We start from the raw sequence: 12,634 nt of genomic DNA, 5'->3' as shown, positions 1-12,634 counted from the left end.
ACCGTTGGACAACAGATTCACCGACATCAGCGATCAGGATCTCCTGGCCCAGCACGTCGCCGGCGACCGGGACGCCTTCGGTGAGCTCGTCCGGCGGCACCGTGACCGGCTCTGGGCCGTGGCCTTGCGCACACTCGGCGACCGCGAGGAGGCCGCCGACGCCGTGCAGGATGCCCTTGTCTCCGCGTTCCGTGCCGCCCACACCTTCCGCGGCCAGTCCGCCGTCACCACGTGGCTGCACAGGATCACGGTGAACGCCTGTCTGGACCGTGCCCGCAAGACGGCCTCGCGTAAGACCTCTCCGGTCGACGACGCCGAGCGGCTCGATCAGCTCATGGAGCCGCATGAATCCGCCGAGGCCCCCGCTGAGCGGCACGACCTGCACCGCGAGCTTCTGGCCGCGCTGGCCACCCTGCCTGCCGAACAGCGCGCCGCTCTGGTCCTCGTGGATATGCAGGCCTACCCCGTCGCCGAAGCCGCTCGCATCCTCGGCGTACCGACCGGCACCGTGAAGAGCCGCTGTGCGCGAGGCCGGGCCAGACTGCTCCCCCTGCTGACCCATCTACGCAGCAACAGAGGAGACAGCAGCAAGGATGGCTCCATGGAAAGGAACCGGACGCACGGGACATTCGTCCCACCGGCGTCAGCACCGAGAGACGCAGGCGACGGTGACCCTGCAGCTGTGAAGGGCGGAGGTGAGCTCGCATGACATCCACAGCCGACACGACTCAGCACCCGGACGTCTCTGAGATCTCGGACCTCACCGAAGGCCTCCTCCCTCCACCCCGCGAGGAGGCGCTCCGCCGCCACATCGACGCTTGCGGAGACTGTGGCGACATCTACGCCTCCTTGGAAGAGGTCCGCTCGCTCCTGGGGGCGATGTTGCCCCTGAGCGAGCCCATGCCTGAGGACGTCACCGCCCGGATCGACGCGGCGCTGACATCGGAGGCAGCGTCTGCCGCCAAGGTGCCGGACACGGCGATGCCTGTTCCACGTGAAACATATGAAGCGCCGACGGAGGTCGCGACCGCGCCCCGGCCCGTCGGCCGTCCACGCGGCGCCACTGGCCCCGGTCGGGGTCCGTCACGCCGTCGGCGCCGCACGCTGATCCTCGGCACCGCCTTCGGGGCGGCGGCGGTCGCCATGAGCGTCTTCCTGCTCCAGTCTCTCCGACCGTCCCAGGATTCGGCCGACACGATGGCCGACCGAGGAGCCAGCGCTGCGCAGAAGAGCCAAGGGGACTTTTCCCAGGGCACACTCGAAGGCCGCGTCCATACGCTCATGAGCGAGACAAGGGCTTCCGAGGCTCCGGGCTATGACCCGGACAAACCGTCTCTCGACGCCAAGTCGTCCCCGGGGGACCCGTCCCCCGACGGGGCGTCCCCCCGTACTCCCCTCCGCGCCCCCATCGTGGATGTTCCCCCCTGCGTGCAACAGGGAATCGGCCGGAACGCGCCCGCCCTCGCTATCGACGAGGGCACCTACCAAGGGACAGCTGCATTCCTTGTCGTGCTGCCCCATGCGACCGACTCAAGCCGCGTCCAGGCCTACGTCGTCGACGCAGCCTGCGTGAAGTCCACGCCCGCGGCAAAGGGACAACTCCTGCTCACGCACTCCTACACACGCCCCTGAGGGCCTTGCCGGCAGCCGGACCGGTATTTCGGGAATGCATGCCCCTTAGGATCCGTTGGGTGGGGTGAGAGTCGTGGAACCGACCCCAGTAGGCAGCAGGCAGTCCGCAGAGACGAGGAAGAACCCGTGAGCGACGTCCGTAATGTGATCATCATCGGCTCTGGGCCGGCTGGTTACACCGCCGCCCTGTACACCGCTCGCGCGTCGCTGAAGCCCCTGGTGTTCGAGGGTGCCGTCACCGCCGGCGGCGCGCTGATGAACACCACCGACGTGGAGAACTTCCCGGGCTTCCAGGACGGAATCATGGGCCCCGAGCTCATGGACAACATGCGCGCCCAGGCAGAGCGTTTTGGTGCCGAGCTCATCCCCGACGACGTGGTCTCCGTCGACCTCTCCGGAGAGATCAAGACCGTCACGGACACCGCGGGCACGGTCCACCGCGCCAAGGCCGTCATCGTCACCACGGGATCCCAGCATCGCAAGCTCGGTCTACCCAACGAGGACGCGCTCTCCGGGCGCGGTGTCTCCTGGTGTGCCACCTGCGACGGCTTCTTCTTCAAGGACCAGGACATCGCCGTGATTGGTGGTGGCGACACCGCCATGGAGGAGGCGACCTTCCTCTCCCGGTTCGCCAAGTCCGTCACGATCGTTCATCGCCGCGACTCCCTGCGCGCCTCCAAGGCGATGCAGGAGCGTGCCTTCGCTGATCCGAAGATCAAGTTCGCGTGGGACAGCGAGGTCGCCACGGTCCACGGCGACCAGAAGCTCTCCAGCCTCACCCTGCGCAACACCAAGACGGGCGAGACCTCCGAGCTTCCGGTGACGGGCCTGTTCATCGCTGTGGGACACGACCCCCGCACGGAGCTCTTCAAGGGCCAGCTCGACCTGGATGACGAGGGCTACCTCAAGGTCGAGGCCCCCTCGACGCGCACCAACCTGAAGGGTGTCTTCGGCGCCGGCGACGTCGTCGACCACACCTACCGCCAGGCCATCACCGCCGCCGGGACCGGCTGCTCGGCAGCTCTCGACGCAGAGCGGTTCCTGGCCGCGCTCTCCGACGAGCAGCTCGCCGAACCGGAGAAGACCCCGGCAGTCTGACTGCTCCCCCGAACCCCCACACCCCGCGAAGTTAAGGAGGCCGCCGTGGCCGGCGCCCTGAAGAACGTAACCGACGACTCCTTCGATGAGGACGTCCTGAAGAACGAGAAGCCCGTACTGGTGGACTTCTGGGCCGCCTGGTGCGGCCCCTGCCGTCAGATCGCGCCTTCGCTGGAGGCCATCGCGGCTGAGCACGGCGACCAGATCGAGATCGTCAAGCTCAACATCGACGAGAACCCGGCCACTGCGGCGAAGTACGGCGTGATGTCCATTCCCACCCTCAACGTGTACCAGGGTGGCGAGGTCGCCAAGACCATCGTCGGCGCCAAGCCGAAGGCCGCGATTCTGCGCGACCTCGAGAACTTCATCGTGCAGAAGTAGCGACTGACTGTTTCACGTGAAACGGGCCCACCCCGAAGGGTGGGCCCGTTTTGCATGCTTCTCAGTAAGCGGTCAGGGTACTCAGAGAGGTCGCAGCGCCGGCTCCTTCTGTACGGCGCCCAGCAGCCTGTCCAATGCCAGCTCGACGTCTTCCTTCCAGGAGAGCGTCGTGCGCAACTCAAGTCTCAGCCGGGGATACACGGGGTGAGGGCGCACCGTCTTGAAGCCGACCGCGAGCAAGTGATCCGCCGGCAGGACACAGGCCGGCTCCTTCCACCGTGCGTCGCCAAAAGCCTCGATCGCCTTGAAGCCCCGTCGGAGCAAGTCCTTGGCGACTGTCTGTACCATCACGCGGCCCAATCCCTGCCCCTGGAAACCCGGCACAATCAGCGCGGTCATCAACTGCACGGCGTCGGGGGATACCGGGCTGGTGGGAAACGCCATGGCCCGGGGAACGTACGCAGGCGGTGCGTAGAGAACGAAGCCGGCTGCGACATCGTCCACGTAGACGACCCGCCCGCAGGAGCCCCACTCCAGGAGCACGGCGGAGATCCAGGCTTCTTTCTCGAGCTCAGGCCTGCCTGCTTTTACCGCAGCTTCCCCGCTGACCGGATCAAGTTCCCAGAAGACACACGAGCGGCAACGTCTGGGGAGATCCGGAAGGTTGTCCAGTGTGAGCGGTACAAGCCGACGCCCCATGTAGGCGGTTCCTCGCTTCCTTCGCCCGCCGCATCACGTGCGGCTGCCAACGCACTCCGTTCTCGGAACAGGCTGCCGAAGAACCCCCCGACAGCACCAAGCCCCAACCCGACTGATACCAGGTGGCTGCGATTCACTGATCGCACGGCCCCCGCCTCCTCTGCGGTGAATCGCGGTGGTGGATACGCCATACCAGAACGCATCGTATCCACCCAGAGGTGATGGGAACACCGAGAGACGGCAAAGGGCGGGCCGAGTTCCGGAAGAACTTCCCAGAACTCGACCCGCCCTTTGCCGTCCAGCAGAGTCAGGCCTCGTCGGCCTCAGCCTGCTCTCCCTCGACGCTCTGTTCCGACACGCGTTCCTCACCAGGAGCAAGGCTGCCGAGAATGCGGTCCAGATCCTCCATCGAGGCGAACTCGACGACGATCTTTCCCTTCTTCTGCCCTAGATCGACCTTCACCCGCGTCTCGAACCGATCAGAAAGGCGCGAAGCGAGATCGGTCAGAGTGGCTGCGCCCCTGCCGTCGGCCTTGGGCTTACGGGGCTTCGCGGAGCTCGTGGGCTTGGATCCGAGAAGACGCACGATCTCCTCGACCGCGCGCACCGACAGTTCTTCGGCCACGATGCGGAGAGCCAGGCGATCCTGTTCCTCGGAGTCGTCCACCGACAGCAAGGCCCTCGCATGACCGGCCGAGAGAACCCCTGCCGCGACCCTGCGCTGCACCGGCGGGGACAGCCTCAGCAGACGCAGCGTGTTCGACACCTGGGGGCGGGACCGGCCGATCCGGTCCGCCAGCTGGTCATGCGTGCACTTGAAGTCCTTCAGCAGCTGGTCGTACGCCGCCGCCTCCTCCAAAGGATTCAGCTGAGCCCGGTGCAGGTTCTCCAGGAGTGCGTCGAGGAGCAGCTTCTCGTCATCGGTCGCACGGACGATGGCCGGGATGCGCTCCAGACCTGCTTCGTCGCACGCCCTCAAACGGCGCTCACCCATGATGAGCTCGAAGCTGTCCTCGGCAACCTTGCGTACGACGACGGGCTGGAGGAGACCGACCTCCTTGATGGAGGTGACCAGTTCTGCCAGAGCGTCCTCGCCGAAGACCTCGCGGGGCTGCCTGGGGTTGGGCGTGATCAAATCTAGGGGAATCTCAGCGAAGTACGCTTCGGTGCCATCGGTCTGACCAACGGCGGGCTCCACATCCTCGACTGGCGAGCTCGGCTCCGGGATCACCGCTTCTGAGGGGAGCGCGGCCAGTTTCGCAGCGGCCACCCCACGACCGGCGGTCATGACGGGAGCCGTACCCACTGCATGCGTACCGGAGGTCGGATCTGCGATCTGTTTCTCCTGCGGAGCTCCGGGAATCAGTGCACCGAGTCCACGCCCCAGCCCTCTACGACGCTCGCTCACTGCATGCCCTCCGAATGGCTCTGCCGACTGTTCTGGACGCCCGTGTGGGCCGGCTCGCCCGCAGGTGCGTGCTGGGCCTCGTAATGCACTCCGACGCCTCTCAGTGCGATCTCACGGGCCGCCTCGAGATAGGACAGAGAGCCGCTGGAGCCCGGATCGTACGTCAAGACGGTCTGCCCGTAACTCGGCGCCTCCGAGATGCGCACGGAGCGCGGGATGCTGGTTCGCAGCACCTCCTTACCGAAGTGGCTGCGCACCTCCTCGGCTACCTGTGAAGCAAGCCTGGTTCGGCCGTCGTACATGGTGAGCAGGATCGTCGAGACGTGAAGGTCAGGGTTCAGGTGCCCCCGGACCAGGTCGACGTTGCGGAGAAGCTGGCCGAGGCCCTCCAGCGCGTAGTACTCGCACTGGATCGGGATGAGCACCTCTGCTCCGGCCACGAGGGCGTTCACCGTCAGCAGGCCGAGCGAGGGCGGGCAATCGATGAGGATGTAGTCCAGTGGCTGGTCATACGCCTGGATCGCCCTCTGCAGCCGGCTCTCCCGCGCGACAAGCGACACCAGCTCGATCTCCGCACCGGCGAGATCGATGGTCGCCGGTGCACAGAAGAGACCTTCGACGTCCGGGACGGGCTGGACCACCTCGGAGAGCGGCATGCTCTCCACAAGGACGTCATAGATGGAGGGCACTTCTGCGTGATGGTCGATGCCCAGAGCCGTGGAGGCATTCCCCTGCGGGTCGAGGTCCACCACCAGGACACGCGCACCGTGCAGTGCGAGCGAGGCGGCAAGGTTGACCGTCGAGGTCGTCTTGCCCACCCCGCCCTTCTGGTTGGCCACGACCATGACGCGTGTTCGGTCGGGTCGCGGGAGGCCCTCGCCGGCGCGGCCAAGGGCCTCGACCGCCAACTGAGCGGCACGACCAATAGGTGTGTCGTCCATCGGTGGCGGTGTTTCACGTGAAACACCGTCCCCCAGGGACTCGGTACGGGGACCGGGGACCGGGTCGGTCATCGGTCCCGCGATGTTGGCGTCGGACCGCAAGGATTCACTCTCCTCGACTTCAGGCTCGCAATGAACAGAGCCTGCCATGCTTTCGGGGTCACGAACCAGCGAGGCCATCTGTTCTGTGGACGAATCCGGTTCTGTGGACAACTCGGTAGCCCGTACGGGCTTGCGGTTGCGCGGCGCGCCAGCCGCGCGACCGCGACCGATGATTCCCTGCAGCAGAGAGCGACGTTTCACGTGAAACACGATGCCCCTGCAGTACAGCGGCAGGCTCTCGACACTCCGCATGCGACACATATCGCTGCTTGCATGGAGCATCAGCACAAAGAGCCTCATGCGCATGAAAAGCAAATAAACCAGGCTGGCCTAGCTCACGTTCATCGACGGCGTCGCGTCCGGCCCACCCGTGCGGCCTTGGCCCGTTTTGCGGCGAACCTCACACCGCCCGGGCTCTCTCCAACCACCACGCGCACCACCGTGGACGCAGGATCCACCAGGCCCTCACCGACGTGGAGCACCTCGGTCTCCACCACTCCCAGCTTACTCAGAGCGGCGCGAGCTCCCTGGATCTCCTCCTCGGCCGTGCCCCCCTTGAGCGCCAGCATCTCGCCGTACGGGCGGAGCAGAGGCACGCCCCATCCGGCCAGCCGGTCGAGCGGGGCCACCGCCCGGGCCGTCACTACATGGACGGGCTGCAGCGTCCCGAGCACCTCTTCGGCCCGGCCGCGGACGACCGTCACATGATCCAGCCCGAGGAGCTCGACGACCTCCTGAAGGAAGTTCGTGCGACGCAGCAACGGCTCCAGTAGCGTGATCTTCAGGTCAGGTCGTACCAGTGCCAACGGGATGCCGGGAAGACCAGCGCCCGAGCCCACATCGCACACCGTGACACCGGCGGGGACCACTTCGGAGAGCACCGCACAGTTCAGCAGGTGGCGTTCCCACAGGCGGGGAACCTCGCGAGGACCGATCAGTCCCCGCTTGACGCCCGCATCCGCGAGCAACTCCGCGTACCTGACAGCCTCTGGAAAGAACTCACCGAATACCGCCTGCGCCTCCTTGGGCGCCTGAGGGAGCTCTGCTTCCTCCGTCACGGGGACCGTCCTTCCGTACCGCACTAGCACGCTGACTATGAGGCTGACAAAGATCGGCCCCGCCTGCGAACAGACGGGGCCGATCGTACAAGGATCCGGTCAGGCCGGGAGAACGACGACGAAGCGCTGCGGCTCCTCGCCCTCGGACTCGCTGCGCAGACCTGCTGCCGCGATCGCATCGTGCACGACCTTGCGCTCGAACGGTGTCATCGGCTCCAGCTTCACCGGCTCACCCGTGCTCTTGACCTCATCCGCGGCCTTGGCGCCCAGCGCGGCCAGAACCTCACGCTTCTTGGCACGGAAACCGGCGATGTCCAGCATCAGGCGGCTGCGGTCGCCTGTTTCACGGTGAACTGCCAGCCGCGTCAGCTCCTGGAGCGCCTCCAGCACCTCACCGTCGCGGCCCACAAGCTTCTGCAGGTCACGCGCCGAGTCGCTGATGATCGAGACCGCAGCCCGGTCCGCCTCCACATCCATGTCGATATCGCCGTCGAGGTCAGCGATGTCGAGCAGGCCTTCGAGGTAATCAGCCGCGATCTCCCCCTCCTGCTCCAGGCGAGTCAGAGTGTCGCTGCCCTCAGCGGCCGTGGTGGTGGTGCCTTCCGTCACGGATGGACTCCTTCTTACTTCTTGGACGGGTGCTTGGGCCGCTGCGGGCCCTTGCGCTGTCCGGACTTGGCTTGGCGTGAGGAGCCGGACGCGGCGGGCTTGCCCGCCGGCTTCGGCTTGTCGTCCTGCGATGCGTCCTGCTTCTTCAGCGAGGTCTTGGATTCCGAGCCCGTGGAGCCGGAGTCCTTCGCCGTGCCGGGATGCGTGGCAGCGGTGTGCCGCTTCGCCTTGGTCTGGCGCTTGGGCTGCTGCCGCTTGGCCGCAGCCCCGCCCTCGGCTTCAAGGACGGCGGCTTCGCTCTTCGCGACTGTCCCGTCATCCTGGGCGGCGAGACCCAGCTTGGCCAGACCGGTGATGAACTTGCGCTCGATGTCGTTGCGGTCGGGTCCCTTGGCAACGATCCGCTTGACGGTGTTGCGCCGCGTCCTGCCACGCACCTCGCCATGAGACGTCACGCTCTTCAGCAGGCGACCCAGGTACTGGTCCTGCGCCTTGCTGCCCGGCGTCGGGTTCTGGTTGATCACGTACATCTGCTGACCCATGGTCCAGACGTTCGTGGTCAGCCAGTACACAAGGACACCGACGGGGAAGTTGATGCCCATGACGGCGAAGATGACCGGGAAGATGTACATCAGCATCTTCTGCTGCTGCATGTACGGGGTCTTGACCGTCAGGTCGACATTCTTCGTCATCAGCTGGCGCTGCGTGAAGAACTGCGAGGCGGACATCATCACGATCATGATCGCGGTCACGACACGGACGTCGGTCAGCGAGGCGCCGAGCGCCTGGACCTTCTCTTCGCTGTCCATGAACTTCGCAGCCAGCGGAGCGCCGAAGATGTGCGCCTGACGGGCGCTGTCCAGCAGCGGCTGGTCGATGACGCCGATCGTCTTGCCCGAGGCGATGGCCGAGAGCACGTGGTAAAGGGCGAAGAAGAACGGGGACTGCGCCAGGATGGGAAGGCACGAGGAGAGCGGGTTGGTACCCGTCTCCTTGTACAGCTTCATCATCTCTTCGGACTGACGCTGCTTGTCGTTCTTGTAGCGCTCCTGAATCGCCTTCATCTTCGGCTGGAGCACCTGCATGTTCCGGGTCGACTTGATCTGCTTGACGAACAGCGGGATCAGACAGATCCGGATCAGGATGACCAGGGACACGATGGACAGGCCCCAGGCCCACCCCGTGTCATCGCCGAAGAGCGCTCCGTACAGCTTGTGGAACTGGACGATGACCCACGAGACGGGTGTGGTGATAAAGCTGAACAGACTGGCAATCGTGTCCACTAATCAGGCTCCTTGAGCTTTGGGCGAGGTCTCCGTGGCCGGGCTCAGGGGTTCGGATACCGACCCCCCGGAAGGCACATCGGCGGCGGAGGCCCCGCCCTTGCCGCCACGCAGACAGCTGCGCAGCAGTTCGTGCCAACGCGGACGTTTGCGTGGCGGTACGTGATCCACGCCGCCGGGTGACCACGGATTGCATCGCAGGATGCGCCATGCGGTCAGCGCTGTTCCCTTGATGGCACCGTGCCGGTCGATCGCCGTATATCCATAGTGGGAACACGACGGGTAGTAGCGGCAGACGGGCCCCAGAAGCGGGCTGATCGTCCACTGGTACAGCTTGATCAGAGCCAGCAGCGGGTACTTCATCGCGCACCCCCTCCCAGCAGCCGCTGAAGAGCGGCGTCCAGGTCTCGGGCCAGCTGTGCATGGTCGGCGTCACCCGATCCGGGCAGCGCTCGTACGACAACAAGGCTACCGGGGGGCAGCTGAGCAAGCCGATCGCGGACCAGATGGCGAAGCTTTCGCTTCACCGCGGTGCGAACGACCGCTCCACCCACTGCTTTGCTGACAACGAAACCCGCACGTGGCGGGGGAGCACTCTCCCCTGTCACGTGCGGGTCCGTAACACCGCTGCGTAGATGTACGACGAGTAGCGGGCGTCCGGCCCGACGTCCCCGGCGTACAGCGGCTGCGAAGTCCTCGCGCCGCCTCAGCCGATTCTCGGTAGGCAGCACGTCATGACCTGGCCGCGATCAGGCGGACAGGTTGGCGCGACCCTTGCCACGGCGGTTCGCGAGAATCGCGCGGCCGGCACGGGTACGCATCCGCAGGCGAAAGCCATGGGTCTTGGCGCGACGACGATTGTTCGGCTGGAAGGTGCGCTTGCTCACTCGGGGGCTCCAGAAATGATTCGTGTGTTGGCGGGACATCGCCTGGCTGTCACCGTGCGCCCACGAGGAACTCGCGTAAACGCCTTAGTGCACCGCTTCACAATCACAGATCGTGATGTTTGCCCATCGGAGGCAGGCGGCAGCAGCCATCGACAACTCGACCTGGTCACGGTACGCGCGGCTGCGCCGTCCGGTCAAACCAGGTCCGCACCACCCCTTGCTGTACACAGCCTGTGGACAACAACTTGAACCGCGCGGGTCGGCCTGACTACCGTGGCTGAACTCCGGTTCTTTCCCTTCCTGCCTGCCGGGCCTCACCCGACCCGACCCATCCCGTCCCGAGAAGTACACATTCGTGGGACATGCGAGAGAGCGTGCCTTGTGGCTGACGTACCTGCCGATCTTGCCGCAGTGTGGCCGCGAGTGCTGGAACAGCTCCTCGGGGAGGGCCAGCAGGGCATCGAGCCGAAGGACAAGCAGTGGATCGAGCGCTGCCAGCCTTTGGCACTCGTCGCCGACACCGCGCTACTGGCCGTGCCCAACGAGTGGGGCAAGCGTGTCCTCGAGGGTCGGCTCGCACCGCTGATCAGCGAGACGCTCACCCGCGAGTGCGGACGCCCGATCCGGATCGCGATCACCGTCGACGACTCCGCCGACGAGCCTCCTGCTCCGCCCGCGCCCCCGATGCACCAGCCCCACCAGGGGCAGCAGTCCCACCGCTACCAGGGGCCGCAGCACGACGAGCTTTCGCGCAACGACGGATACGACGGCTACGGCCCCAGGCCCTCGGACGACGGCATGCCTACGGCCCGTCCCGCCTACCCGGACTACCAGCAGCACCGCCCCGAGCCCGGCGCCTGGCCCCGGGTCCAGGAGGACCGCTCCTGGCAGCCCCGGCATGGCGGGTACCAGGACCGCGACCCGTACGCGAGCCCGCGTCCTCAGCAGCCGCAGCACGACTACCGTCCGCAGCCGCCCGAGCACCAGGGCTACGAGCCGCGGGACAGCCGCGACCGCCACGATATGCAGGACCAGCCGCCCCAGCACCGCCAGTCCGGCCCCGGGACCGGGAGGAACGGCGGCGGCCCCATGGGCACCCAGTCCGCGCCTCCGCCCGGCACCGGCGAGCCGCACGCCCGGCTGAATCCGAAGTACCTCTTCGACACCTTTGTGATCGGGGCGTCCAACCGCTTCGCGCACGCGGCGGCGGTCGCCGTCGCCGAGGCCCCCGCCAAGGCGTACAACCCCCTCTTCATCTACGGGGAGTCGGGGCTCGGCAAGACCCACCTGCTGCACGCCATCGGGCATTACGCGCGGAGCCTCTACCCGGGCACCCGGGTGCGGTACGTGAGTTCCGAGGAGTTCACGAACGAATTCATCAACTCGATCCGCGACGGCAAGGGCGACACCTTCCGCAAGCGCTACCGCGACGTGGACATCCTCCTGGTCGACGACATCCAGTTCCTGGCAAGCAAGGAGTCGACGCAGGAGGAGTTCTTCCACACCTTCAACACGCTGCACAACGCCAACAAGCAGATCGTGCTGTCCTCGGACCGTCCGCCCAAACAGCTGGTGACCCTCGAGGACCGTCTGCGCAACCGGTTCGAGTGGGGGCTCACCACCGATGTGCAGCCGCCGGAGCTGGAGACGCGTATCGCGATCCTCCGCAAGAAAGCCGTGCAGGAGCAGCTCAACGCCCCACCGGAGGTACTCGAGTTCATCGCCTCCCGCATCTCGCGCAACATCCGGGAGCTGGAGGGGGCGCTCATCCGCGTGACCGCCTTCGCGAGCCTGAACCGGCAGCCGGTGGACCTCGGCCTCACCGAGATCGTGCTCAAGGACCTGATCCCGGGCGGCGAGGACTCGGCCCCCGAGATCACCGCGCCGGCCATCATGGCGGCGACCGCGGACTACTTCGGACTGACGGTGGAAGATCTCTGCGGATCCTCGCGGAGCCGCGTACTGGTGACGGCGCGCCAGATCGCGATGTATCTGTGCCGCGAGCTGACGGATCTTTCCCTGCCCAAGATCGGCGCCCAGTTCGGCGGACGCGACCACACCACGGTGATGCACGCCGACCGGAAGATCCGCGCCCTGATGGCGGAGCGGCGTTCCATCTACAACCAGGTCACCGAGCTCACCAACCGCATCAAGAACGGCTGAGGCCGGAACAGCAGCCAGCCCGCCGTACCGCGCGCCCCGGGCGCCCCGCGAGGACCGCATGACGTCCTCATGGGGCGCCCTTTCTTCGTCCCCGGATGCTGAGAGAGGGCTCCAGGAACCGACGTACAGCGTCACCGCGACAGCCTCCGGGGCCATGCCGCGCACCCGATTCGGGTCTGGTCCACGGCCTGCGGGACGGCTGAGGCCGTGTGCTCTGTTCGAATACAGGCCTCGGACCAGCGCTTCTCCACAGAAGAACGCGGAATCCGGCGTCCACAGCCTGGGGACTGCGAAGTTGTCCAGATTGCGTCCACAGGGCCGACTGTCGATACTCCATCAGGCCAGGTCAGGTGCCTGGGGATTTGTGGTCAAC

14 protein-coding genes are annotated in these 12,634 nt (G+C 66.3%); 5 read left to right on the top strand and 9 right to left on the bottom strand.

Going from position 1 to position 12,634, the window contains the following annotated elements; all coding sequences use genetic code 11:
• The first annotated feature begins 4 nt into the window (after nucleotides 1-4).
• The 4 genes from sigM (at nucleotide 5) to trxA (ending at nucleotide 3,111) form a co-directional block, all read left to right on the top strand.
• Nucleotides 5-709 carry an RNA polymerase sigma factor SigM gene (gene sigM / locus ACWD04_RS17080; protein ID WP_451132628.1) on the top strand — a complete coding sequence of 235 codons (705 nt, stop codon included), beginning with the start codon at nucleotides 5-7 and terminating at the stop codon, nucleotides 707-709.
• Entirely contained in the window at nucleotides 706-1,632 is a 927-nt protein-coding gene (locus tag ACWD04_RS17075) for an anti-sigma factor family protein (protein WP_451132626.1), read from the top strand. Before sigM ends, ACWD04_RS17075 begins: the two co-directional genes overlap by 4 nt.
• A gap of 126 nt (nucleotides 1,633-1,758) precedes the next feature.
• Nucleotides 1,759-2,730: a thioredoxin-disulfide reductase gene (trxB, locus tag ACWD04_RS17070; protein ID WP_451132624.1), complete on the top strand. Its 972-nt coding sequence runs from the start codon at nucleotides 1,759-1,761 to the stop codon at nucleotides 2,728-2,730.
• Between the two features lie 45 nt (nucleotides 2,731-2,775).
• Nucleotides 2,776-3,111 (top strand): thioredoxin, encoded by a 336-nt coding sequence (trxA, locus tag ACWD04_RS17065; protein WP_451132622.1) that lies wholly within the window; start codon nucleotides 2,776-2,778, stop codon nucleotides 3,109-3,111.
• 81 nt (nucleotides 3,112-3,192) lie between these two features.
• Here the strand turns inward: trxA and ACWD04_RS17060 are convergent, their stop codons facing one another.
• The 9 genes from ACWD04_RS17060 to rpmH form a co-directional block, all read right to left on the bottom strand.
• A complete protein-coding gene (locus ACWD04_RS17060; protein ID WP_451132620.1) occupies nucleotides 3,193-3,810 on the bottom strand; it encodes a GNAT family N-acetyltransferase in 618 nt (205 codons plus the stop codon).
• Between the two features lie 307 nt (nucleotides 3,811-4,117).
• Nucleotides 4,118-5,218: a ParB/RepB/Spo0J family partition protein gene (locus ACWD04_RS17055; RefSeq protein ID WP_451132618.1), complete on the bottom strand. Its 1,101-nt coding sequence runs from the start codon at nucleotides 5,216-5,218 to the stop codon at nucleotides 4,118-4,120.
• Nucleotides 5,215-6,309 carry a ParA family protein gene (locus tag ACWD04_RS17050; RefSeq protein ID WP_451132783.1) on the bottom strand — a complete coding sequence of 365 codons (1,095 nt, stop codon included), beginning with the start codon at nucleotides 6,307-6,309 and terminating at the stop codon, nucleotides 5,215-5,217. The genes ACWD04_RS17055 and ACWD04_RS17050 overlap by 4 nt, the downstream gene beginning before the upstream one ends.
• A 293-nt stretch (nucleotides 6,310-6,602) precedes the next feature.
• Nucleotides 6,603-7,319, bottom strand: coding sequence for a 16S rRNA (guanine(527)-N(7))-methyltransferase RsmG (rsmG, locus tag ACWD04_RS17045; protein WP_351275220.1), 717 nt, complete (start codon nucleotides 7,317-7,319; stop codon nucleotides 6,603-6,605).
• 99 nt (nucleotides 7,320-7,418) lie between these two features.
• Complete coding sequence (locus ACWD04_RS17040; protein ID WP_451132615.1) at nucleotides 7,419-7,928, bottom strand: Jag family protein; 510 nt, start codon at nucleotides 7,926-7,928, stop codon at nucleotides 7,419-7,421.
• A gap of 14 nt (nucleotides 7,929-7,942) precedes the next feature.
• The gene (gene yidC / locus ACWD04_RS17035) at nucleotides 7,943-9,211 is read right to left on the bottom strand and encodes a membrane protein insertase YidC (RefSeq protein ID WP_451132613.1); all 1,269 of its coding nucleotides are present in this window, start codon (nucleotides 9,209-9,211) and stop codon (nucleotides 7,943-7,945) included.
• Nucleotides 9,212-9,214: 3 nt separating this feature from the next.
• On the bottom strand, nucleotides 9,215-9,574 hold the full coding sequence (yidD, locus tag ACWD04_RS17030) for a membrane protein insertion efficiency factor YidD (RefSeq protein WP_451132611.1): 360 nt from the start codon (nucleotides 9,572-9,574) through the stop codon (nucleotides 9,215-9,217).
• Nucleotides 9,571-9,942: a ribonuclease P protein component gene (gene rnpA, locus ACWD04_RS17025; RefSeq protein ID WP_099173276.1), complete on the bottom strand. Its 372-nt coding sequence runs from the start codon at nucleotides 9,940-9,942 to the stop codon at nucleotides 9,571-9,573. Before rnpA ends, yidD begins: the two co-directional genes overlap by 4 nt.
• Nucleotides 9,943-9,960: 18 nt before the next feature.
• Nucleotides 9,961-10,098, bottom strand: a complete 138-nt coding sequence (gene rpmH, locus ACWD04_RS17020) for a 50S ribosomal protein L34 (protein WP_014047156.1) — start codon at nucleotides 10,096-10,098, stop codon at nucleotides 9,961-9,963.
• Between the two features lie 381 nt (nucleotides 10,099-10,479).
• Between rpmH and dnaA the strand changes: the two genes are divergently transcribed.
• Complete coding sequence (gene dnaA, locus ACWD04_RS17015; RefSeq protein WP_451132608.1) at nucleotides 10,480-12,261, top strand: chromosomal replication initiator protein DnaA; 1,782 nt, start codon at nucleotides 10,480-10,482, stop codon at nucleotides 12,259-12,261.
• Nucleotides 12,262-12,634 lie beyond the last annotated feature (373 nt).

The sequence above is a fragment of the Streptomyces sp. NPDC002911 genome, from assembly GCF_053591835.1.
This window is presented reverse-complemented; position numbering and strand designations above follow the sequence as displayed.

What these genes read in the sequence shown, in the direction of transcription:
- ACWD04_RS17075 (WP_451132626.1), top strand. Translation starts at nt 706, where the DNA reads ATGACATCCACAGCCGACACGACTCAGCACCCGGACGTCTCTGAGATC.
- ACWD04_RS17060 (WP_451132620.1), bottom strand. Translation starts at nt 3,810, where the DNA reads ATGGGGCGTCGGCTTGTACCGCTCACACTGGACAACCTTCCGGATCTC.
- ACWD04_RS17050 (WP_451132783.1), bottom strand. Translation starts at nt 6,309, where the DNA reads ATGGCAGGCTCTGTTCATTGCGAGCCTGAAGTCGAGGAGAGTGAATCC.
- yidD (WP_451132611.1), bottom strand. Translation starts at nt 9,574, where the DNA reads ATGAAGTACCCGCTGCTGGCTCTGATCAAGCTGTACCAGTGGACGATC.